Source organism: Microbacterium saperdae, from assembly GCF_006716345.1.
Taxonomy (GTDB): Bacteria; Actinomycetota; Actinomycetes; order Actinomycetales; family Microbacteriaceae; genus Microbacterium; species Microbacterium saperdae.
Map to the genome: position 1 here is coordinate 636,286 of NZ_VFOX01000002.1, position 21,021 is coordinate 657,306.

Sequence of the window (21,021 nt, forward strand, 5' to 3'; positions counted from 1 at the left end):
ATCTCCCCACATCGAAGGAACCACCCATGACGACCACCCACCGCATCGCCGTGATCGCCGGAGACGGCATCGGCACCGAGGTGATGCCCGAGGGGCTGCGCGTGCTGCGCGCCGCGGCCGCCCGCTTCGACATCGCGCTCGAGTTCGAGGAGTTCGACTTCGCGAGCGCGGCCTACTGGCAGCAGCACGGGCAGATGCTGCCGGACGACTGGTTCGAGACCCTGCGCGGATTCGACGCGATCTACTTCGGCGCGGTCGGCTGGCCCGACGTGGTGCCTGACCACGTGAGCCTGTGGGGGAGCCTGATCCAGTTCCGCCGCGCGTTCGACCAGTACGTGAACCTGCGGCCGGTGCGGCTGATGCCGGGTGTCGTCTCTCCGCTCGCGGGTCGCGAGCCGGGCGACATCGACTTCTACGTCGTGCGCGAGAACACCGAGGGCGAGTACTCCTCGATCGGCGGGCGCATGTTCGAGGGGACCGACCGCGAGTTCGTGCTGCAGGAGACCGTGATGACGCGCACGGGTGTCGACCGGGTGCTGCGCTACGCCTACGATCTGGCGCAGAGGCGCGAGGCGAAGCATCTGACTTCGGCGACCAAGAGCAACGGCATCTCGATCTCGATGCCCTACTGGGACGAGCGCGTCGCGGCGGTCGCTGCGGACTACCCCGACGTGCGGCAGGACCAGTTCCACATCGACATCCTCACCGCGAACTTCGTGCTGCATCCGGACTGGTTCGACGTCGTGGTGGCCAGCAACCTGTTCGGCGACATCCTCTCGGACCTCGGGCCCGCCTGCACCGGCACGATCGGCATCGCCCCGAGCGCGAACATCAACCCCGATGGCCTCTTCCCGAGCCTGTTCGAACCCGTGCACGGCTCGGCCCCCGACATCGCGGGTCGGGGCATCGCGAACCCGATCGGCCAGATCTGGTGCGGCGCCATGATGCTGGAACACCTCGGATACCCGGATGCCGGTGCCGCCGTGCTCTCCGCGATCGAGGACGTGCTCGCCCGCGGAGCCGACGCGGCCCCCTTCACGCCCGACCTCGGAGGGACGGCCACCACGGTCGAGCTCGGTGCGGCGATCGCGGAGGTCGTCGCGGGGTCCTGAGGCTCTCAGCCTTCGGTACTTCGCGTTCGGGAGGAGTTCGCGCATTCGGGAGGAGGAATCTCCCGAAACCCTCCTCCCGAGCGTGGATTTCCTCCCGAGTGATGCGTGGGCCGCTCAGCCCTTCGTCAGATCCTGCGCGAGCATCACCAGGATGCCGCTGGGGCCGCGGAGGTAGGTGAGCTTGTACACGTCCTGGTAGTTCGCGACGCCGCGCAGCGGGTGGCATCCGTGTGTCGCGGCGATCGCCAGCGACTCGTCGATGTCGTCGACGGAGAAGGCGACGCGGTGCATCCCGATCTCGTTCGGCAGCGTCGGCTCCGTCTCGATGGCATCCGGATGGATGTACTCGAACAGCTCGATCTGCCCCTGCCCGTCCGGCGTCTGCAGGACGGCGATCTTCGCGTGGTTGCCGTCGAGTCCGACCGCGGTCGACGCCCACTCCCCGCTGACCTCATCGCGCCCGAGCACGGTGAGGCCGAGGTCGGTGAAGAAGGAGATGGTGGCTTCCAGGTCACGCACGGCGATGCCGACGTTCTCGAGTCTGATGGGCATGGGAGGGATGCTACTCGCGAGCGCCGCCCGTGCACAGCTAGCGCCCGAGCTTCTCCGCACATGCGACGCAGTACTCCGCGAACGGCCGCACGGCCAAACGCTCGGCCGGGATCGGCCTCCCGCAGTTCGCGCAGACGCCGTAGGTACCGGCATCCATCCGGGCCAGCGCGTCGTCGACCTGGTGGAGTTCGGATGCGGCGGCCTCGGCGAGCCCGGTCAGGCGCGACCACTCCGACGACAGCGTGACGCCTTCGGGGTCGTGCTCGTCGTCGTCGTTCGAGCCCGCGCGGTCGTGTGTGAGCTCGGCGAGCACGGCAGAGGTGGAGGCCACGCGCGCCTGGGCCTGCGCACGGAGGTCCGTGAGGAGGGTGCGCAGGTCGGTGGTCATCCGCCCACTGTAGGACGGGGATCCGACACCCGGGCCGGGAGTGCGCGACTCAGCCGAGCAGCAGCGTGATCACGGTCGCGCCGCCACCGCCGAGGATGAGCGCGATGATGACGGTCCAGGCGACGATGCGGATGCGGCGGTTACGGCGCTCGCCGAGATCGCCGTAGTCCTCTTCGTTCGGGTTCTGACGGCTGACGTCGCTCATGCGCTGACCGGCTCGGTGACGGTCGGACCGAAGTACGACGGAAGGGTCGCGGCCGAACGCTCGCGAAGTTCAGCGGCCGAGACTGTGAAGACGCCCTGCACTTCGAGCTGCGGTTCGCTGTCGGTCACGCCGATGCGCGCCACGGGGTAGCCGCGGCCTTCGCACAGCCCGCGGAACTTCACGTCGTCCTCACGGGGAACCGTGACGATCACGCGACCGGTCGACTCGGAGAACAGAGCGGATGCGGTGTCGACCCCGTCGCGCTCGATGATCTCGTTCAGCCACACGCGGGCGCCGACGCCGAAGCGCGTGACACCCTCGGCGAGGGCCTGGCCGAGGCCACCCTCGGAGACGTCATGCGCCGAGGAGATGAGCCACTCGTCGCGGGCTGCCGCGAGCAGGCCGGCGAGGCGCTTCTCTCCGGCGAGGTCGACCTTCGGGGGCAGACCGCCGAGGTGGTCGTGCACGACGTCGGCCCAGGCCGAACCCGAGAGCTCGGTCGAGGTGGTGCCGAGCAGGTAGATGTTCTGACCGATGTCCTGCCATCCCGAGGGGATACGGCGGGAGACGTCGTCGATGATGCCGAGCACGCCGACCAGCGGGGTCGGGTAGATCGGCACATCGCCGGTCTGGTTGTAGAACGAGACGTTGCCGCCGGTGACCGGGGTGCCCAGCTCGTAGCATCCGTCGGCGAGACCGTCGACCGTCTGCCCGAACTGCCACATGACCTCGGGGTTCTCGGGAGAGCCGAAGTTCAGGCAGTCGGTGATCGCCGTGGGGGTCGCGCCGGTGACGGCGACGTTGCGGTACGCCTCGGCCAGCGCGAGCTGCGCGCCCGCGTACGGGTCGAGCTGGCAGTAGCGGCCGTTCGCGTCGGTCGAGATCGCGAAGCCGAGACCGGACTCCTCGTCGACGCGGATCATGCCGGCGTCGTCGGGGAAGCTCAGGGCCGTGTTGCCGAGCACGAAGTAGTCGTACTGGTTCGTGATCCAGCTGGTGTCCGCGAGGTTCGGCGAGGCGACCAGGTCGAGGAACTGCTCGCGCAGCGTCTCGGGGTCGTTCGAGCGGGGGAGGTTCTCGGCGGCATCCGCCTGCAGCGCGTCGATCCACGTCGGGTACGCGACCGGGCGGTCGTAGACCGGGCCGTCGACGGCGACGGTCGACGGGTCGACGTCGACGATGCGCTCGCCCTGCCAGTCGATGATGAGGCGGCCGTCTCCGGTGACCTCGCCGAGCACCGAGGTCTCGACGTCCCACTTCTCCACGACCGCGAGGAACGCGTCGAGCTTCTCGGGGGCGACGATCGCCATCATGCGCTCCTGCGACTCCGACATGAGGATCTCCTCAGCCGTGAGCGTGGGGTCGCGCAGCAGGACGTTGTCGAGCGAGACCTTCATGCCGCTGTTGCCGTTGGCGGCGAGCTCGCTGGTCGCGCACGAGATGCCGGCGGCACCGAGGTCCTGGATCGCCTCGACGAGCTCGTCGCGGTAGAGCTCGAGGCAGCACTCGATGAGCACCTTCTCGGCGAACGGGTCGCCGACCTGCACCGCGGGGCGCTTGGTGGGACCGCCGTCGGCGAACGTGTCGGACGCCAGGATGCTCGCGCCGCCGATGCCGTCGCCACCGGTGCGGGCGCCGAAGAGCACGACCTTGTTGCCGACGCCGGTCGCGTTGGCGAGCTTGAGGTCTTCGTGGCGGAGCACGCCGACCGCGAGCGCGTTCACGAGCGGGTTCGCCTGGTAGACCGCGTCGAACACGGTCTCGCCGCCGATGTTCGGCAGGCCGAGGCAGTTGCCGTAGAAGCTGATGCCGCTGGTCACGCCGTGTACGACGCGGGCGGTGTCGGGGTGGTCGATCGCGCCGAAGCGCAGCGCGTCCATGACCGCGACCGGGCGGGCGCCCATCGAGATGATGTCGCGGACGATGCCGCCGACGCCGGTCGCCGCACCCTGGAAGGGCTCGATGAACGAGGGGTGGTTGTGCGACTCGGCCTTGAAGGTGACGGCCCAGCCCTCGCCGACGTCGATGACGCCCGCGTTCTGGCCCATGCCCACCATGAGGCGTTCCTTCATCTCGTCGCTGACCTTCTGGCCGAAGCGACGCAGGTAGTTCTTACTGCTCTTGTACGAGCAGTGCTCACTCCACATCACGGAGTACATCGCCAGCTCACCCGAGGTGGGGCGGCGGCCGAGGATCTCCTTGATGCGCTCGTACTCGTCGGGCTTGAGTCCGAGGGCCGCGTACGGCTGCTCCTTCTCGGGCGTCGCGATCGCGTTCTCGACAGAGTCGGGGACGTGCTTGTGGGAAGGTGCAGGGGCGGTGGTCACGCGCACTCCAAAGGAAGGGGCCGGCGGGGCAGCTCCAGTCTACCGGCGTGGGGGTCCCGCCGGATTTCCGCGTCGCGAGCGCCGCGTGAAGGGGTGTCGTGTGCCGCGAGAGGTCGGTGCGGAATCGTTGCGCGCCGTTCCGTACTGCTCTGTCGGGGGCCCCTATGGTGACGGGTATGCGCCTGCGTTCTCTCGCCGTTCTCGGTGTCGTCACGGTCCTCCTGCTGACCGGATGCGCCCCTGAGGTCGAGGTCTCTCCGAGTCCCTCGGCCTCGGCGCCCAGCCCGTCCCCGACTCTGACTCCCACCGAAGAGCCGATCGTCGCCCCGACAGCCGCGTTCGACGTGACCTGCGACGACGTGAACGCGGTGGTCGCCGGTCTGTTGGGTGCACCCGTGGGAGCGGAGAAGGACACTCTGGGGCTGACCTCCTCGCCGGGTTGGTACCCGGGACCTGCCCAGTACATGATGCAGAGGGCGGGTGGCATCGCCTGTTCGGCCGGGGATGGGGAGACGTTCGATCCCGACTCGTCCCCTGACGCCTACTGGGAGATCGCGATCGTCCCGGATGCGCAGACGATCATCGACGGCGCGATGAAGCGGCAGGCGGGTGGCAACGCCGACCTCACCCTCTGGTGCGATGAAGGGCTCTGCGTCATGACCCTCCGCGAAGGCGATGTGCTGCTGACCGGGACGATGACGTCGCCCGCTCTCGTGAAGGGCGACGAAGATCGTGTCCGCGCCGCGTTCGAAGGCATCCTGGCATCGGCCGCCGGCACACTCCGAGAGTTCGAGTACGGCCCGAGTGAGATCGCCGCGGTGCAGTGCGAGGCGCTGCTCACGGCGGAAGAGGTCGCCACGCTGCTGGGCACACACGTCGAGATCGTGGACTTCACCAAACTGGGCGGGTGGGGGATCCCCGCCGAGGTCTACTTCGTGAATGACGGCGGACGGTTGTGCATGTATGCCGAGGGACTGGACGTCTACAACGACGCCACCCTGATCACACTCACCACGCTTCCCTCCGGGGCATGGGCGTTCGAGAAGCTCGACGGCGGGACCCCGGTCACCGTCACGGGCGCGGACGCCGCGCTCAAGGGAGTCGACTTCACCGGCCGGTCCGTGCTCGATGTGCGGGTCGGCCTCGACTGGCTCCGGTTCAGCACCGCAGACAGCGCGATCGCTCCGTCGCTCGTGCCCGTGGCGGAGATGGCCGTCGAGCATCTGACCCGGGGACGGCCCGCTCCGCAGTGATCGCGCGCATCGCGGCCGGCATCTCGTTCGGCGCCGTCGCGACGAACCGCGGACTACGACGCGGGTGCGGTCGCGGCGACGAGTCTTTCCGATAGTGTGCGGGCGGCGTCGCGCAGCGGTTCCGGTCCCACGATCGTGAAGGCCGCATCGAAGCGCTGGACCGCGGCGAGCACCCCGGTCCACGACCACGAGCCCACCGTGATCCGACACGAGCCGTCGTCGATCTCCTCGAGCGTGCCGTCGCCGATCCAGGGCGCGACCTCGCGGGCAGGGAGGTCGATCACGAACGCGCCGGTGCACGGCCAGCGGTCCTCGGTCGACGAGCCCTTGGAGCGCGCCGCCAGGTAGGTCTGCGCATCCGCCGCAGGCAGCGGCCTCGGCGCGAACGACGGCCCCGTCGGGATACGCGGATGCACGCGGTCGAGCCGGAAGGTCCGCCAGTCGTCGGCATCCAGATCCCAGGCGAGCAGGTACCAGCGCCCCTCGCGAGCGACGACGGCGTGCGGTTCGGTGCGTCGAGCGGGCTGGTCGTGTGATGCCGTGCCGGTCGCGGAGTCGTAGTCGAAGCGCAGCACGAGGCGGTCGCGCACCGCAGCGCTCGCCGCCTCCAGCACAGCAGGATCGACCCTGATCGTGTTCTCGGCACCCGTGAAGCGGATGCCGTCGACGCGGTGCCGCAGCCGCGAGGGCATCACCTGCCGCACGGTCGCGGGTGCGCGGGCGGCGGCTTCGTCGATGTCGATGCCGCTCGACGGAACGCTCTGCAGGGCGACCGCGATGGCGACGGCCTGATCATCGTCGAACAGGAGGGGTGGCAGTTCCGACCCGGCCGCGAGTCGGTAGCCGCCGTCGGGCCCCTTGAGGGCGCCGATCCGGTAGCCCAGTTCGCGCAGCCGGTCGACGTCGCGGCGCACGGTGCGCGGACTCACCTCCAGCCGTTCGGCCAGCACGTGTCCCGGCCAGTCACGCGGCGTCTGCAACAGCGAGAGCAGCGTGAGCATGCGCGAGGAGCTTCCCGTCATGTCATCCATTGTGCGGCCAGTAGAGGACCGAAACTGACCGCTTCTTTTGTGATCGTTGATCTCGACGGCGAATCCGAGTGGCGGAACGCCCGCAGAAAGAGGACATCTCATGACCCTTACGACCACCACCCACCTGAACTTCCGCGGCGTCGCCCGACAGGCGCTCGACTTCTACCAGTCCGTGTTCGGCGGCGAGGTCACCGCGGCGACCTACGGCGACTTCGGCATGCCCGCCGGTGTGCCGGGTGCCGACAAGATCGTGTTCGGGCAGCTGCAGACCGCTGACGGCATCCGCCTGATGGCCTACGACATCCCGGGGCAGGACGACCCGAATGCCGCCGCGACAGCCGGATCGACGCACCGCGAGAACGGTGCCACGATCACGGACCGCACGTTCTTCCAGTCCTTGCGCGGAGACTCGCTTGCGCAGATCACCGGCTACTGGGACGCACTCGCGGAGGGCGCCGTGACCGTCGAGCCGCTCGCGGCATCGGCCTGGTCGGCGGGCTTCGGCATGCTCACCGACCGCTTCGGCGTGACCTGGGTGCTCGACGTGCAGGCCGGCTGAGTCGGAGCGCGGCGAGTGGGTCGCGGCATCCGCGGGTTCCTCCGTCGGCGCGTCCACGTGCGCTTCCGTCGGAGAAGTGCGCCTTCCTCGGCCGATTCAGCGGCAGGAGGCCGACGGAGGCGCACATCTCCGCGCGAAGCGACCGCAGACGCCGCGGCTCACCCGGCGTTGCCGCTGCCGACCGCGCCGCCGAGAAGTCTGCGGCGGCGTGGCCGGGAGCGCCCCGCCGCCGCGCCCGCGGTCTCGTCCCCGGCGTCACGAACCGCAGCCACCCCGCGCGTCACCTGCATGAGCGTCTCCGCTGATCGGGCGACCTCCGCGGCTGTCGGGCGCTCGCTCGGGTCCAGGCGCGTCATCCGCTCGATCAGGACGCGCCAGTCGTCGTGGATGCGGTCGGGGATGGCGGGAGGGTTCATGACCCGGGCGGTCGCGGCACCGCGTCCGGTTCCGTTCGTCGGATAGGCCGGAGACCCCGTGAGCGCCTCGAGCGCGACCAGGCCCAGGCCGAAGATGTCGCCGGCGGTGCCGGGCTCGGCGTCACGCAGCAACTCCGGGGCCAGGTACGCGAAGGTGCCGAGCACGATGCCGGGTGAGGTCATGCGGGGGCTGCCGACTTCGCAGGCGATGCCGAAGTCGGCCAGCTTCGCCGTCCACGGGCCGCCGAGCGAGTCGCGGGCGAGCATGATGTTCGACGGCTTCACGTCGCGGTGGATGATGCCCGCCGCATGCACGACGGCCAGGCCCTCGGCGAGATCGCGGGTGAAACGCGCGACCTGGCGCGGGCGCATCGGCCCGCTGGTGAGCCGTCGGGCGAGCGTGGGGCCGTCGACGAACTCCATCACCAGATAGCGCGGGCGTCCGGGGATCAGCTGCGCGTCGTACAACGTGACCAGAGCCCGGTGATCGACGGCGGCCAGCAGTGCCTTCTCGGTGTGGGCGCGATCGGCGGATGCTGCAGCGCGGTCGTCCTCGTGGATCATCTTGATCGCGACCGGGCGCTCCATGCGGGTGTCCATGGCGCGGTAGACGGTCGACATCCCGCCGCGTCCGACGCGCTCCTGCAGCAGGTAGCGGTCGTCGAGCAGCGCGGTCGTGGCCGAGACGGCGTCGAGCGTCATCGCGGGGTCCTCGCGGCGGCATCCTGGTGGGGCATGCTCCGAAACTAGGTCGGATGCCCGGACTCGTCTGCTCCCTTGACTCCGCAGCGCGGACGTGGATAGGCGCCGCGCTCGAAGGGAGGATGCGCCCGTTATCCGCCGACACGTGAGGTGCGGGGCGCGACCGGCATCCGTAGATTGGTCGAGTCCCGCTGTGAAGGAGCCGTCCCATGACCCAGATCCAGACCACGTCCTGTCGGTCCTGTCTCGGCGCAGCCTGAGTCCTGCCATGGTCGAGTCCTTCCCGTCCGATCCGTTCGACGCCCGTTCGCGCGTGCAGCTCGATCGGCCGCACAGCCGCAAGTGGAGCTTGCATCCCGGACGGATCGGCGCCTGGGTCGCGGAGATGGACTTCGGGGTCGCGCCCGTGATCGCGGAGGCTCTGGCACGCGCGGTCGCGGACGAGAACCTCGGCTACCTGTCGCCCCCGGTGGCGGCGGAGCTCGGCGAGGCCACGGCCGACTGGATGCGCGACGAATACGGATGGGCGGTCGATCCGGAGCGCGTGCATCACGTCGCGGATGTGATGGCCGCACTCGGCGTGGCCGTGCGGGAGTATTCGCCCGCCGGGTCGGCCGTGATCGTGCCCACCCCGGCGTACATGCCGTTCCTGACATATCTGCCGTCTATCGGGCATCCGGTGATCGAGGTCCCGGGGGTCGAGGTCGACGGGCGCTGGCAGCACGACCTGGAGCGCATCGATGAGGCCTTCGCCGCAGGTGCACGCACACTCGTACTCTGCAACCCGCACAATCCCACCGGCACGATCGCCGGGCGTGAAGAGCTCGAGGCGATCGCCGAGATCGTGGAGCGGCACGGCGGACGGGTGTTCGCCGACGAGATCCACGCGCCTCTGCGTTTCGACCGGGCGCCGTTCATCCCCTACGCCTCGATCTCGGATGCCGCGGCCGGCCACACCGTCACCGGGACCAGCGCCTCGAAGGCCTGGAACATCGCGGGGCTCAAGACCGCGCAGCTGATCACCTCGAACGATGCCGACCAGGAGCTTTACCGTCGGTTCGGTTTCGCGGTGCACCACGGGGCGTCGACGCTCGGGGTCGTGGCCTCGACCGCCGCCTACCGGCAGGGCAAGCCCTGGCTCGACGAGGTGATCGGGTACCTCGACGGATCGCGGCAGCAGCTGGCATCACTCGTGCAGGAGCAGCTACCCGGCGCGGTGTGCCGCATTCCCGAAGCGACATACATCGGGTGGATCGACGTCAGCGCGCTCGGCATCGCGGGCCCTCCGGCGGAGTTCTTCCGCGAGCAGGCCGACGTGGTACTCACCGAAGGGCGACTGCTCGGACGTGGATATGAGGACTACGTGCGGATCGTCTTCGCGACGCCGCGACCGATCCTGGAAGAGGCCTTCGCGGCCATGGGCGACGCCGTGCGAGGGCGCGGATAGGCAGCATCCGTCGCAGAGGGCGCGAATGGTCGCCTCAAGCTCGCTTATCCGGCGAGTTGCGACCTCGCCCTCGTGGCAAACGTCGCGAAGTGCCGCAATGCGGCAGGGGATGCGACCATCTGGGACCACTCCGTCGCGCGGGACGCGGCGACGAGCGAGCGCGAGCCGCCACGGCATGAGAGAAGCGCACGCCCGGGGGGAGGACGTGCGCTTCCTATCCCCAGATGGGGATGGCGACGGATGCCGTGTTCGGGTCACGGCATCCGTCGGGTCTCACGAGGCGTCGATGCCGCGACGACGACGCATCGCGACGAACGCGCCGCCGAGCGACAGCAGCACCATGCCGATGAGGACGCCGCCGATCGGCAGTTCTCCCCCCGTCGAGCTGAGCTCGTCATCGCCCGGATCCGTGACGCCGCCGGTACCCGGGGTGCCGCCGTCGCCGGGGACAGCTGCCGCGACGACCGCAACCGTGGCCGCGCTCGTGACGGAGCCCGTGCGGAATCCCGCGAGCGAACCGGTCACGGTGACCGAGATGCGCGCCCCGAGCGCACTCGCGGGGATCGTGAAGGTCGCGGCGGGGTCCGCGGCACGAGCCGTGCTCACGACGGGCTCGCCGTCGATCGCCCACTCGTAGCTGAGCTCTGTGCCCTCGGGCCAGCCCTCGGAGCTCGCGGTCAACGTCTGTCCGACGACGGCCTTGCCGGTGATGGTCGGCGCCGTGGTCGGTGCAAGGACCTGCATGACGTTGGCCTCGGCGACGCAGGTGTCGCACGTGCCGCCGAGAGTCGCGACGCGGCCGGTGACCGAGAAGGCGCCGCCGGGGGCGGTGTCGATCACGGTCGCGCGGAAGGTGAGCTCAGCCGTGGCGGCCGGAGCCGTGTCGACCGGAACGTTCCAGGTCAACGTGGTGCCGTCGAGCGTCGCTCCGGTGGGGACGGGATCGAGCGTGGCGCGGGTCAGCAGTTCGCTCAGGTCGACCGTGATGACCGACGACGCCAGCGGCACGAGGCCGGTGTTGGTGGCGGCGACCGTGTAGGTCACGGTGTCGCCGATCGCGAGCGGGTCCGCACCGGCATCCGCCACGGAGAGCGACAGCTTGTCGGGCCAGGCGGGCTTGCCGGGCTCGAGGATCCAGTCGTTCCACAGGGCGGTGATGTCGCGGCCGGAGATCTCTTCGGCGAGAGCCTTGAGGTCGGCGGCGGCGCGGCTCTGACCGGCGAAGCGGGTCTGCCATTCCCTGATCAGCGAGAAGAAGGCGTCGTCGCCGAGGGAGATCTTCAGCGCCTCCCAGAACTGCGCGCTGCGCGTGTAGGTCTGGTAGCCGTAGAGGTCTTCCGAGGCGGTCTGGGCGCCGGGAGGGGTGTTCCAGTTCGCGCTGGTCGACGCCGTGCGGTTCCACGAGGAGTAGTAGGTCTGCTCGGTGCTGGCGCCGCTGCCGAAGCCGGCCGCGCTGTTGTAGTGCGTGGGGCCCCAGGTGGCCATGCCCTCGCCGATCCAGATGTCGGTCCAGGTGCGCGGGGCGACGTTGTCGCCGTACCACTGGTGCACGAGCTCGTGGATGAGCGTGTTGCCGTTCACGGAGTTGGCGCTCGGGAAGAACGAACGGTCCTGCGTCTCGAGTGCATAGTTCACGCCGCCGGGCACGCTGTCGACGATCACGCCGGTGCTGTTGCCCGGGTAGGGGCCGTAGACCGACTCGAGGTTGCGGGTGATGGCCTCGAGCTGCGTGACCCGGTCGCGGATGGTGGTCTTGTTCGTGTCGCTCAGCCCCGCGTCGATGAACGACCAGGACGGGATGCTGCGGCCATCCGTCAGCGTGATGGAGCCGTTGATCACCTCGAAGCGCCCGATCGCGATGACCGCGAGCTCGGACGCCATCTGCTTGTCCTGACGCCACACCCAGGTGGTGCGGTCGCCCGAGACGGTCTTCGACTGCAGCTCGCCGTTGCTGGCGACGGCCGCGTCGCCCGTGACGCCCGAGGCGTTCGCGAGCACCGAGGGGGCGTCGACCGAGATCGTGTAGGTCGCCTTGTCGCTCGGAGTGTTGTTGTGAGGGAAGCCGGTCATCATGCCGATGGGCTGTCCGAGCAGGATCGCCCCGTCGTTCGTGCCGTTCCATCCTTCGTAGCTGCCGTCGGTATCGACGTGGCGCTCGGGGGTTCCGCTGTACGTGACGGCGACCGTGAACTCGCCCTCGACCGGGGTGGCCGGAGTGACGATGAGCTTGTACTTGACCGCATCCGCGTCGATGTCGCGTTCCCACGTGGCGGGGGTGCCGTTGACCGTGACCGCGGAGATCGTCATGCCCTCGAAGTCGAGCGAGAAGCTGCGCAGCGGCGAGAGCGCCTTGGCGGTCATGGTGGTGGTCGCCGTCGTGATGTCGCCGGTGATGAGGCCGTCGGCGACGCCGGTCGGGCTCCAGGCGAGCGACACGTCGTAGTTCAGGGCGTCGTAACCGCCGTTGCCGACGTTCGGGAACATCGCGTCGCCGGAGGTGCGGGGTCCGTCGATGGGGCCATCGGCTGCGGCGGCGGGGACGGAGGTGACGAGGAGGGAACCGGCGAGCAGCGCGGTGACCGGGAGGGTCGCGAGCATTCGCCGACGGGCGGGGGAGGTCAGTCGGAGCATGGGTGCTTTCGGGTTGGCATGGCGAGGGCGACCGGTCACGTCGTCGTGGTGCGGGGCGGGCTTGTGGCCCTGAGGGATACGTATGAAACGTATGGAACGTATGTTTCGGCAATATATCGCGTTGCTCACGGTTCGGTTGCGGTGAGACTTTCTGTCGTGCGACCGGGGGAATTGATCGACTCTGTCCAGGATCTGGGGCAGCAGGAGGTGGATCGATGGAGTTGGCACCTGTCGTCGTTCTGAGGCCTGCGTCACGGCACGAGGTGTCAACTTCGACGGGTGGATCGATGGAGTTGGCACCCGTTGTCGCTCTGAGCCCGGGGATGCGGCAAGAGGTGTCACCTTCCGCATCCGGAGCCTGCCCTGGCCGTGCTAACGTCGTGGCGATCGTGATCCGAGTGCAGGAGGTGAGACCCATGAACGCAGCATCCGTAATGGGCGCTCCCCCGCAGTGCACGATCTCGCGACACCTCTAGTCGCGACCGGGAGCGCTTCACAGGCAATCGCGAAAGGCGACTCCCATGAACACTCCTTCTCTTTCTTCTTCTTCACGCGCCTTGGTTCTCGGTGGTGGTGGATCGACCGGCAACGCGTGGTTGATCGGCATCATCGCCGGACTGTTCGACTCCGGCGTCGATGTCACATCGGCTGACCTGACGATCGGCACCTCTGCCGGCGCGACGGCGGCCGCGCAGATCGCCGGCGCGAACCCGTCGGAGCTGTATGCGGCGACCGTGGTGCCGATTCCTCCGCGTCCCTCTCGCGGATCGGTCGTCGACCACATGGATCGGATGCATCGCCTCATCGCCGCGTCGTCGGATGCCGCCGAGCTGCGCCGCCGGCTCGCCGCCTCGGCGCTCGACATGGCTGCCGCCGATAGCCCGCGACAAGAACAGTGGCGGGAGATGGTCAGCGTGAGATTCGCCGTGCACGCGTGGCCGGAACGCCGGATGCTGCTCACCGCGGTCGACGCCGAGACCGCGGAGCCGGTGGTGTTCGACCGCGACAGCGGGGTGGATCTGGTGGACGCCGTCGCCGCGAGCTGCAGCAGCGGCTTCGCCTATCGGATCGGCGACCGGCGCTACATCGACGGCGGTTTCCGGCGCAACGAGAACGCCGACCTCGCCGCCGGATACGCGAAGGTGCTGGTGCTGCCGCCGTTCGGGGGCCGCGCGCTCACCCCGCCCGCGTGGGGCCTGCAGCTCGACGCGCAGGTCGCGGAACTGGGCGCGGGTGGCAGTGAGGTGCTGGTCGTGAGCCCGGGCGAGGAGACCGAGCACCTGTTCTTCGAGAACGCGATGGATGTGTCGCTGCGTGCGCCCGCTGCGGAGGCCGGGTATGCGCAGGGGCGTGCGGTGGCGGAGGGAGTGGGGGAGTTCTGGGGGTGAGGGGGTGCTATCGGCCTGCGAGTTCTTCTTCCTCCGGGAGGGCGCTGGTTGTCGGGTAGCGCCCCGACAGGACCATCAACGCGCGGCGCCAGTAGGGCTCGGCGACAAAGACCGGCTCCTGCCGCCGGACAGCGGCGGATGCGAGCACGGTGGTGATGAAGGAGCTCATCCCGAAGATGGATCCGGCCCACGGGGCGCTAGGAAGCACCGCGAAGGCTCCGATGAAGCCCGCCGCGACGACGAGGAGTGGAGCGAGTGTCAGCATCCAGCGATGCGGCCCGGTGGCCCGCGATCCGAACATCAGGCCCGCGCTCACCCCGAGAAGCGCCGCAACGGTGTTGATCAGCATGCGTCGTCGTCCTCTTGTCGTTGAGGCGGGCGGGGATGGCCCCAACCTCTTGTGAGCAACTAAAGCACGCATACGAGGGCACAGTCCTGGGGGATCTGAGCGGACTTGGGTGGCGCGCTTTCGCGGCCAGCGCCGTCGGCATCCCCCGCCCTGGGTCTATCCCCGCAGGCCGCCCGAGCGATACGGTGCAGGCATGGATGCGACACAGGATGCGGCGCAGGAGCGCTCCGAGGATGCTCGATTCGACGACGTCATCGTAGAGGAGGCCGAGCTGCGTGCGAGCCAGCGGCGAAACGCCCGCAGGTTCTCATGGGGCGTCGCCTGGGTCGTCCCGGTGCTCTCCCTCATCGTCGGCATCTGGCTGACGAGCGCCAGGACCATCGAGCAGCTCAATGACTTGGGCGATGGCACGTTCGACGTCACCCTGTTCGTGGTCTGGCCGGCCGGTCTCGTGCTGCTCGGCGTCGGGGTTCTCGGGGTGGTCGCCACGGCCATCGCCACGGCGGTGCTCTCGACCGACCGCTGAGCATCCGTCCGTTGCCGCTGCGTCGTTAGCGCTGTATATCGGACAGGGCGCCTCGTTCTGGTTTCATGACACGAGCACGCGCGTTGAATTCTTCCGCGCGATGAGGACGGCAATCAGAAGGCAGGAGTCATGGACAAAGGCGTGTTCGCGAACGAGACGGTGACTCTCACGGAGCGTTACTCGCTGCAGCCGATCGCTCGCCAGAACGCGGATGCGTGCTTCGCGAGCTGCCAGGATCCCGACATCCATCGCTGGCTTCCTTTGCCGCAGCCGTACACGCGAGCGTTCGCTGAGGAGTGGTGCGCAACCGGTGCGGAGGAGTTCCGTTCGTCGGGGCAGGGGATCCACTACGCGATCTGCGACGGTGACACGATGGTCGGCTGCATCTCGTTCAAGAATGTGCGGTGGCGGGAGGATGTCGTCGAGATCGGCTACTGGCTCGATGCCTCAGCGCGAGGCCGAGGCCTGGCGACGGGGTCGGTGTCAGCGCTCGCCGATGTCGCCTTCGCGCGGGGCTTCGAGCGAGTCGAGCTGCGGATCGCCACCGGGAATGAACTGTCGATCGGTGTCGCGGAACGTGCCGGTTTCGTGCATGAAGGTGTACTCCGCTCGGCGGGCATCATCCACGGCGGCAGGGTCGACCTTGGCATGTACTCGAGGGTGACGGCCGACACTGCCCGTTGACGCCAAACGCCCCCGCCGTTCGGGTCGGCGGGGGCGTCGGCTTTGCGGGTGCGGCTTACTGCACCGACCATCCTCCGTCGGAGGCGAGGATGGCGCCGTTGATGTTCACGGCGTCGTCCGACAGCAGGAACGTGATCGATGCGGCCAGGTGCTCCGCCGTCGCGACGGTCGGGATCGCCTGCTGGAACGGAGCCAGTCGTCCAGAGCCGTACTCCGACATGTTCGGGGGCATCGGGATGCCGGTGGCCACGCCGCCCGGGGCGACGGAGTTCACGCGGATGCCCTTCGGCCCGTACATGAAGGCCGCGGACTTCGTGACGCCGATGATGCCGTGCTTGCTGGCGGTGTAGGCGTTGCCCGAGGCGTTGCCGCGCAGGCCCGCTTCGCTCGAGACGTTGAGGATCGAGCCGCGGCCCGCTGCCTCCATGATCGGAAGCACCGCGCGCATGAGCTTGAACGGGGCGGTGAGGTTGATCGCGATGACGCGGTCCCACACGGCATCCGTCGTCTCGCCCGCGGGGGAGAAGTCGTCGTTGATGCCGGCGACGTTCGCGAGGGCGTCGATGCGGTCGCCCGCGGCGGCGAGCACGGCGTCGATCGCGTCCTGCTTGGTGAGGTCGCCCGGGACCGTGGTGATGTCGGCATCCGGGAGCTCCGCCTTGAGGGCGTCGAGCTTCTCGGCGGCGATGTCGCTGGCGATCACGCGTCCGCCTTCGCGGGCGATGCGGGATGCCGTGGCCTTGCCGATGCCGGATGCCGCGCCGGTGACGATGACGGTTTTGCCGGCGAAACGTCCGGTCGTGGGCTTCTCGGTCCAGCCGGAGGTCTCGTCATCCGCGGGGATCTCGCCGCCGTTGGCCGCGCGCACGAGGTCGTCGACGATGGACTGCGGCATCGCGCCCTGGCTCATCGCGACGAGCTGCTGCAGCGGGAGGCCCAGCACCGGGGTGAGCAGTTCGGGGTCGGCGCCCGTCTTCTCGAAGAGGCTGCGGATGAGCGGACCGCCGGTGGGGTCGTTCAGCCATTCGCCGATGGTGGAGTGAGCGGTGAGGGCCATTTGTTCTCCTTGTTCGAGTTTCGCAACGGTGCGTCTACTTATGTTTCAGTGTACGCCTGAGTACGCTCGGAAGGTGCCTCGTCCTCGCAGTGAAAAAGCGCGCCAGTCCGTTCTGGACGCGATGCGCGCCGCCCTGTCTGCCGGTGGCTACGAGGCCGTGACGATCGAGGGGCTCGCGGAGTCCGCCGGGGTGTCGAAGCAGACCATCTACCGGTGGTGGGGGTCCAAGGCTGCGATCCTCGGGGAGGCGTTGGTTGAGGGCTCAGTGCCGGGAGCGGATGTCGCCGTGCCGATGACTTCGGACCTCGGGGTCGACCTGCGGGCGTGGTTCTCGGCGATGTCGGCGGGGCTGGCTCGTCCCGAGGGTGTGGCGCTCGCGCGGGCGCTCATCGAGGTGACGGCGGCCGATCACGCGCTGGGGCTCGTGCTGAACGAGCGGCTGGCTGCGCCCATCCGCGAGTGGGTCACGGAGCGGGTCGCGCGCGGGCGTGCGGCCGGCGATGTGCGGTCGGACGTGGATGCTGCCGCGATCGCGGATCAGTTCATTGCGATGGCGAGCTACGCCGCGCTGATCGGGCAGCCGTTGAGTCCGGAGCGGGTCGAAGAGACGGTCGTGCGGTTGCTGCGGGGGATTGCGGCGGGGTCGCGCCCGTAAGAGGACGCTGGTGATCGGACCAAGCGGTATGGGCGTGCCAGTTTGGGTCAGGAGTGAGTCAGCTATTCGAGGGTCTTCGCGAAACGACTGAGTGCCGTGTTGTAGCGTTCCTTCGTATCTTCAGGAATTGACCACGTGATCTCAAAGACGATCTTCACTTCCTCGCTCCCCGCAGCCTCGTCGCTCACTCGGTCCATTCGGTCTTTGAAGCTCTCCACGAACTCGCGGATGGCGTCGACGGGCTGGCTTGCGTATTCAGAGAGCGACCGGAGTACCTCACGACCTTCTTCACCCCAGGTCACGGCGGCGCGTAGGTCGTAGCTCCATCGGAGAAGTTCTTTGTAGATTGAGATGAGGCGATCGGCCAAATGGAGGATAAGGTCCGGGTCGCCATCTTCGCCATGGGCACCGATGGCGCGAACGAGCGGGGGGCCCGCTAGTAGGGCATCAAACGACGATGTGATGGAGGTGAGGCGGGCCAGTTGGAGACGGGCATGGCCAATAAGCGATTCATTGGGTACGGGTTCTCCGATAGAAGCGTACTGAATCGCGTGATCGTTGTACTCGGCGCTGAGCTGGCTCAACTTGTTGCTCAGCCAGAAACTGAAGAGCAAGTACTCCCAGCCATCGGGTCGCTCTCCCATCAAGACGGTCAACTCTTGATCAGTTCGAGGCACCCTGCCATTGAACTGGCGGTTCCCGGTTTCCTCTGTCAATCGGAGCTTCGCGCGAACCGCCGTGGCAATTCCGCTGGGCCCCTCAGCAATTCCGTCGAGGTAACCGATCGTTTCCCGAACTCCTGGTAGTGGTGTGGAGTCAAGCCGCACGGGAAGAACGTAAGGAGATGCAGTCGTGAGAGCTCGAGCAAGAACGCTGCGGCGCTCCATTCGAGTCCATGCTTTCGAGGCGTAGTTCCCCGAAATGAACATGATCGCATATCGCGCACGCTTTTCGTAAACATCCGAAAAGTACTCTGTCAGGTCAGTACCCCAACTCGATACCTTCGCATCCTCGTCGTAGAAGACGGAAAAGCCGTCAGCTTTCATCAGATGCACAACCTGCTCGACGAACGCTCGGTCTTCGCCCGCGAACGTCACTGCAACGTCAAAGTCGTAGGCCGGCTCACTCACACCATGATTCTGGCAGAGCGGATGACTTCTATCTCGGCTTGGCGATGCTGCGCGTATGCCGATCCCGAGCGCGGCGGAGGCTAATCGGGGAACGGGAGGCCGAACGGCTGGTCGAGGGGCTCGGCCGGAAGTCGGGGATGTGCGACGAGGCCGTGCTCAATGTGGTCGCCCGGGCGTTGCGAGGGCTAGAGCGAGCCGGGTTCATCGTGCCTGATGCGGCGATGGCGGAATACTTCGCGAGTGCGCGGCTGATTGCGGATGCTGAGCTCGCCGGGGTGCCGGGCGAGTCCGCTGAAGCTGCGGTGCGGTACTTCGTGCTGGGGTCGGGCTGGTGGAGCCATGGTTGTTGGCGTTGCGGCGAGTTGCGCAGCAGGTGAGCTCGGGGGAGCGGTTTGGACAGGGCGCCGGCTATCTCGCGAGAACCGTGGATAGGTGCGCCCGCAGCGCTGGATCGCATACATATACGTACGTCCCCCGTATACCGCGAGTCAGGAGCACCCCGTAGATGTTCCTGATGAACGTCAGCAGGTCATCGTCCCCAAAGGCATCCTTGAGATGCCCCGTGTTCTCCTTGCCCTTCTTGTCCCGGTAGCTCTCGCGATCGGCAACGATGCGCCCAGTTTCGGGGTCGAGGCGTAGGTCCGGCCCGATGATGACGCCGGCGTAGTTGAGGTCGTATCCCTGAACAGTGTGGATCGAGCCCACCTCTTCGAGGGAACCTGATGAGTTGATCCAGTCCTTGTCGGTACCGTTCCACCGCATGCGCACGCCGTCGAGCTCGATGTCGAAGGCTCCTGGATTCTTCCTCGACGCCCAGTCCCATGCGTAGCCGGCAACGAGCCGCGAGAGCCCGACCTCAGCATCCTTCTGACGGATGGCTGCGCGCATCTCGCTGAGATCGTCGAAGAGTCGGAGCTCGTACTCGCCAAGGTCAGGGAGCGAGGGTGATTCGTCTCTCAACAGACCCCGGACAAACTCGACGTAGTCGGCGCCGGCCTGCACGCGCATCTGAGTGGTCAGCCGGAAGAAGCGGTGGGCGTCTCGGGCCTCCCCTAGTTGGGCTGCCAGGATCATCGGCGACAGGTCGTGAGGTCGCACGCTCTGCTCGCCATCGACGAGCAGGAGCTGATGACGGCTTCGAGCTTTGATCCAGTCGAGTTGGGTGAAGCGGGGGTCGTCCTCCCCGAACAGGGCTGCATTAATGTCGCGGAATTTCTTGTTCTGCACACCCGACGCCTGGTTCGCGCGCTGTCCGAGACGATGAGTCTCATCAACAAGTACGAGGTCGAAATCAGCATCCGACTCTCCGAGCTGGAACGGCGACATCACCATTCCGGCATCAAGTTTCGGAGTCTTTCTGAACACCTTCTTGACTGACTCGCGTAGCGACTGCTGGGGAATGACGAGCGCCATCCGGAGAGTTCTGAGGAGTTCACGGTTTTCGGGGACGAAGAACTCCGAAAACATGGAGTCCGGCTCGATCCCGTCGTGATCCTGGTAATCGCGAATGTCCGCGAGAAGCTTCATCAAGAAGATCGCGATGATCGTCTTCCCGGTTCCAGGATTTCCCTGGACGACGAGCGTCGATCGAGCGCCGGAGTGCTGGAGGTCCTCGAGGAGGCCTTCGACAATGTCCATGATCGCGATCGCCTGATCGTCGGTGAGCGCTTTGAAGGGCGACAGCTTGAAGAGGTCTGAGTTCTCGATCTGCGGGATGCTGCGTGAGAAGAGCCCTTCCGCTCGCAAGGCTTCGAAAACATCGCGGAAAGACTCTCGATAGAGATCGCGATCGTAGTACTGCGCGTCGGTCAGGCCGTCGTTGCCGTTGAGGATGCGATATCGACCATCGCCCGAGAACCAGCGGATGAGGTGCGACTCGAGGTCGAGGCACACCGACTTGTTGAAGGTGTGATCAACGACGACCCGGATCGACTCCAGGGCTTCGTTCTTCTTAGACCCTGCGAGGTGCTGGCGCATCCGAGTTGAGGCGCTCACTGTCTCGCCGACGTAGAGACCGGGAGAACTGCGCCGGGTGTCGCCTTCGAGCATGTAGACGACAGGCCAGTTGGTGTGCCTGGCGTCGTCCCGCGCCCAGGCATCCACTGACTCGCGGCGGAATGGAAGCCGCTGGATGTCGAATTCGGTCACTCGGGAGAATCTCCGAGTTGGGTGTACTTCGTCATTCGGCCCTTGGCGAGTTCGACGGGGTACTTGGCCTTCGTTGACTCCAGCTTCTTCATCACTATCTCGTCCAGGTCGGCGCCGATCTTGTTCGCGAGGTGGATGCAGTACGTCACGACATCAGCGAGCTCGGCCTCTACCTGTTCCTGGTCGAAGCCCGGCGACCACTGGAAGCACTCGAGGAGCTCACCGGCCTCGATAGAGATGCTCTTGGCAAGGTTCTCTGGCGAGTGGAACTGATCCCAGTCGCGCTCGTCTACGAATGCGCGGAGAGCAGCCAGGGTCTCGGATGAAGGCATGATGCGACGCTAGCAGGGGCGCGGTGGCGTCTAGCCAGAAGTCTCCCGTGGTCGCAGAACAATTCCTGAGACCCAGCCGGCTACCGGTCTCTATGCGCCGGTCGAACTTGAGTCAGTCGGAATCCTGTT

General features: G+C 67.4%; 21 protein-coding genes. 9 read left to right on the top strand and 12 right to left on the bottom strand.

Annotated features, from left to right (window positions below; genetic code table 11):
* Positions 1-26 precede the first annotated feature (26 nt).
* On the top strand, positions 27-1,112 hold the full coding sequence (locus FB560_RS17655; RefSeq protein ID WP_141874004.1) for a tartrate dehydrogenase: 1,086 nt from the start codon (positions 27-29) through the stop codon (positions 1,110-1,112).
* A 114-nt stretch (positions 1,113-1,226) separates the two neighbouring features.
* On the opposite strand, the gene FB560_RS17660 is transcribed toward FB560_RS17655, so the two are convergent.
* Genes FB560_RS17660 through purL form a run of 4 tightly spaced genes read right to left on the bottom strand, consistent with a single transcriptional unit; the run spans position 1,227 to position 4,584 of the window.
* A complete protein-coding gene (locus tag FB560_RS17660) occupies positions 1,227-1,664 on the bottom strand; it encodes a VOC family protein (protein ID WP_141874006.1) in 438 nt (145 codons plus the stop codon).
* 37 nt (positions 1,665-1,701) lie between these two features.
* Positions 1,702-2,052: a TraR/DksA family transcriptional regulator gene (locus tag FB560_RS17665; RefSeq protein ID WP_141874008.1), complete on the bottom strand. Its 351-nt coding sequence runs from the start codon at positions 2,050-2,052 to the stop codon at positions 1,702-1,704.
* 49 nt (positions 2,053-2,101) lie between these two features.
* Positions 2,102-2,257: a hypothetical protein gene (locus FB560_RS20755; protein ID WP_170198201.1), complete on the bottom strand. Its 156-nt coding sequence runs from the start codon at positions 2,255-2,257 to the stop codon at positions 2,102-2,104.
* Positions 2,254-4,584 carry a phosphoribosylformylglycinamidine synthase subunit PurL gene (gene purL / locus FB560_RS17670; RefSeq protein ID WP_141874010.1) on the bottom strand — a complete coding sequence of 777 codons (2,331 nt, stop codon included), beginning with the start codon at positions 4,582-4,584 and terminating at the stop codon, positions 2,254-2,256. The genes FB560_RS20755 and purL overlap by 4 nt, the downstream gene beginning before the upstream one ends.
* A gap of 176 nt (positions 4,585-4,760) precedes the next feature.
* On the opposite strand from purL, the gene FB560_RS17675 reads away from it, so the two are divergent.
* Complete coding sequence (locus FB560_RS17675; RefSeq protein WP_141874012.1) at positions 4,761-5,837, top strand: hypothetical protein; 1,077 nt, start codon at positions 4,761-4,763, stop codon at positions 5,835-5,837.
* Positions 5,838-5,890: 53 nt separating this feature from the next.
* On the opposite strand, the gene FB560_RS17680 is transcribed toward FB560_RS17675, so the two are convergent.
* Positions 5,891-6,859: a helix-turn-helix transcriptional regulator gene (locus FB560_RS17680; RefSeq protein WP_141874014.1), complete on the bottom strand. Its 969-nt coding sequence runs from the start codon at positions 6,857-6,859 to the stop codon at positions 5,891-5,893.
* A 109-nt stretch (positions 6,860-6,968) separates the two neighbouring features.
* On the opposite strand from FB560_RS17680, the gene FB560_RS17685 reads away from it, so the two are divergent.
* Positions 6,969-7,427, top strand: a complete 459-nt coding sequence (locus FB560_RS17685) for a VOC family protein (RefSeq protein WP_141874016.1) — start codon at positions 6,969-6,971, stop codon at positions 7,425-7,427.
* Positions 7,428-7,585: 158 nt separating this feature from the next.
* Here the strand turns inward: FB560_RS17685 and FB560_RS17690 are convergent, their stop codons facing one another.
* A complete protein-coding gene (locus FB560_RS17690; protein WP_170198202.1) occupies positions 7,586-8,545 on the bottom strand; it encodes a serine/threonine-protein kinase in 960 nt (319 codons plus the stop codon).
* 268 nt (positions 8,546-8,813) lie between these two features.
* Here FB560_RS17690 and FB560_RS17695 point away from each other — a divergent pair, with 268 nt between their 5' ends.
* Positions 8,814-9,992, top strand: coding sequence for a MalY/PatB family protein (locus tag FB560_RS17695; protein ID WP_141874020.1), 1,179 nt, complete (start codon positions 8,814-8,816; stop codon positions 9,990-9,992).
* A gap of 273 nt (positions 9,993-10,265) precedes the next feature.
* Here FB560_RS17695 and FB560_RS17700 read toward each other — a convergent pair whose 3' ends face one another.
* Positions 10,266-12,623, bottom strand: a complete 2,358-nt coding sequence (locus FB560_RS17700) for a M1 family metallopeptidase (RefSeq protein ID WP_141874022.1) — start codon at positions 12,621-12,623, stop codon at positions 10,266-10,268.
* Between the two features lie 521 nt (positions 12,624-13,144).
* Here FB560_RS17700 and FB560_RS17705 point away from each other — a divergent pair.
* A complete protein-coding gene (locus FB560_RS17705) occupies positions 13,145-14,011 on the top strand; it encodes a patatin-like phospholipase family protein (protein ID WP_141874024.1) in 867 nt (288 codons plus the stop codon).
* A gap of 7 nt (positions 14,012-14,018) precedes the next feature.
* Here the strand turns inward: FB560_RS17705 and FB560_RS17710 are convergent, their stop codons facing one another.
* Complete coding sequence (locus tag FB560_RS17710; protein WP_141874026.1) at positions 14,019-14,360, bottom strand: hypothetical protein; 342 nt, start codon at positions 14,358-14,360, stop codon at positions 14,019-14,021.
* Between the two features lie 193 nt (positions 14,361-14,553).
* On the opposite strand from FB560_RS17710, the gene FB560_RS17715 reads away from it, so the two are divergent.
* Together FB560_RS17715 and FB560_RS17720 are read left to right on the top strand one after the other, a co-directional pair.
* A complete protein-coding gene (locus FB560_RS17715) occupies positions 14,554-14,886 on the top strand; it encodes a hypothetical protein (RefSeq protein WP_141874028.1) in 333 nt (110 codons plus the stop codon).
* Positions 14,887-15,015: 129 nt separating this feature from the next.
* On the top strand, positions 15,016-15,570 hold the full coding sequence (locus FB560_RS17720) for a GNAT family N-acetyltransferase (protein WP_141874030.1): 555 nt from the start codon (positions 15,016-15,018) through the stop codon (positions 15,568-15,570).
* Positions 15,571-15,625: 55 nt separating this feature from the next.
* On the opposite strand, the gene FB560_RS17725 is transcribed toward FB560_RS17720, so the two are convergent.
* The gene (locus FB560_RS17725; protein ID WP_141874033.1) at positions 15,626-16,627 is read right to left on the bottom strand and encodes an SDR family NAD(P)-dependent oxidoreductase; all 1,002 of its coding nucleotides are present in this window, start codon (positions 16,625-16,627) and stop codon (positions 15,626-15,628) included.
* Between the two features lie 73 nt (positions 16,628-16,700).
* Between FB560_RS17725 and FB560_RS17730 the strand changes: the two genes are divergently transcribed.
* A complete protein-coding gene (locus FB560_RS17730; protein ID WP_229672974.1) occupies positions 16,701-17,282 on the top strand; it encodes a TetR/AcrR family transcriptional regulator in 582 nt (193 codons plus the stop codon).
* A 62-nt stretch (positions 17,283-17,344) separates the two neighbouring features.
* Here FB560_RS17730 and FB560_RS17735 read toward each other — a convergent pair whose 3' ends face one another.
* Positions 17,345-18,412, bottom strand: coding sequence for a toll/interleukin-1 receptor domain-containing protein (locus FB560_RS17735; protein ID WP_170198203.1), 1,068 nt, complete (start codon positions 18,410-18,412; stop codon positions 17,345-17,347).
* Positions 18,413-18,450: 38 nt separating this feature from the next.
* Between FB560_RS17735 and FB560_RS17740 the strand changes: the two genes are divergently transcribed.
* The gene (locus FB560_RS17740; protein ID WP_229672979.1) at positions 18,451-18,789 is read left to right on the top strand and encodes a hypothetical protein; all 339 of its coding nucleotides are present in this window, start codon (positions 18,451-18,453) and stop codon (positions 18,787-18,789) included.
* A 31-nt stretch (positions 18,790-18,820) separates the two neighbouring features.
* Here FB560_RS17740 and FB560_RS17745 read toward each other — a convergent pair whose 3' ends face one another.
* Together FB560_RS17745 and FB560_RS17750 are read right to left on the bottom strand one after the other, a co-directional pair.
* A complete protein-coding gene (locus FB560_RS17745; RefSeq protein WP_141874037.1) occupies positions 18,821-20,560 on the bottom strand; it encodes a DUF2075 domain-containing protein in 1,740 nt (579 codons plus the stop codon).
* Positions 20,557-20,892 carry a nucleotide pyrophosphohydrolase gene (locus FB560_RS17750; RefSeq protein WP_141874039.1) on the bottom strand — a complete coding sequence of 112 codons (336 nt, stop codon included), beginning with the start codon at positions 20,890-20,892 and terminating at the stop codon, positions 20,557-20,559. Before FB560_RS17750 ends, FB560_RS17745 begins: the two co-directional genes overlap by 4 nt.
* Between the last annotated feature and the right edge of the window lie 129 nt (positions 20,893-21,021).

Bases quoted from the DNA above. Each gene is read 5' to 3' on its own strand.
- FB560_RS17705 (WP_141874024.1), top strand. From the start codon at position 13,145: ATGAACACTCCTTCTCTTTCTTCTTCTTCACGCGCCTTGGTTCTCGGT.
- FB560_RS17700 (WP_141874022.1), bottom strand. From the start codon at position 12,623: ATGCTCCGACTGACCTCCCCCGCCCGTCGGCGAATGCTCGCGACCCTC.
- FB560_RS17665 (WP_141874008.1), bottom strand. From the start codon at position 2,052: ATGACCACCGACCTGCGCACCCTCCTCACGGACCTCCGTGCGCAGGCC.
- FB560_RS17660 (WP_141874006.1), bottom strand. From the start codon at position 1,664: ATGCCCATCAGACTCGAGAACGTCGGCATCGCCGTGCGTGACCTGGAA.
- FB560_RS17715 (WP_141874028.1), top strand. From the start codon at position 14,554: ATGGATGCGACACAGGATGCGGCGCAGGAGCGCTCCGAGGATGCTCGA.
- FB560_RS17725 (WP_141874033.1), bottom strand. From the start codon at position 16,627: ATGGCCCTCACCGCTCACTCCACCATCGGCGAATGGCTGAACGACCCC.
- FB560_RS17680 (WP_141874014.1), bottom strand. From the start codon at position 6,859: ATGACGGGAAGCTCCTCGCGCATGCTCACGCTGCTCTCGCTGTTGCAG.
- FB560_RS17675 (WP_141874012.1), top strand. From the start codon at position 4,761: ATGCGCCTGCGTTCTCTCGCCGTTCTCGGTGTCGTCACGGTCCTCCTG.
- FB560_RS17750 (WP_141874039.1), bottom strand. From the start codon at position 20,892: ATGCCTTCATCCGAGACCCTGGCTGCTCTCCGCGCATTCGTAGACGAG.
- FB560_RS17710 (WP_141874026.1), bottom strand. From the start codon at position 14,360: ATGCTGATCAACACCGTTGCGGCGCTTCTCGGGGTGAGCGCGGGCCTG.
- FB560_RS17685 (WP_141874016.1), top strand. From the start codon at position 6,969: ATGACCCTTACGACCACCACCCACCTGAACTTCCGCGGCGTCGCCCGA.
- FB560_RS17690 (WP_170198202.1), bottom strand. From the start codon at position 8,545: ATGACGCTCGACGCCGTCTCGGCCACGACCGCGCTGCTCGACGACCGC.
- FB560_RS17720 (WP_141874030.1), top strand. From the start codon at position 15,016: ATGGACAAAGGCGTGTTCGCGAACGAGACGGTGACTCTCACGGAGCGT.
- FB560_RS20755 (WP_170198201.1), bottom strand. From the start codon at position 2,257: ATGAGCGACGTCAGCCGTCAGAACCCGAACGAAGAGGACTACGGCGAT.
- FB560_RS17695 (WP_141874020.1), top strand. From the start codon at position 8,814: ATGGTCGAGTCCTTCCCGTCCGATCCGTTCGACGCCCGTTCGCGCGTG.
- FB560_RS17655 (WP_141874004.1), top strand. From the start codon at position 27: ATGACGACCACCCACCGCATCGCCGTGATCGCCGGAGACGGCATCGGC.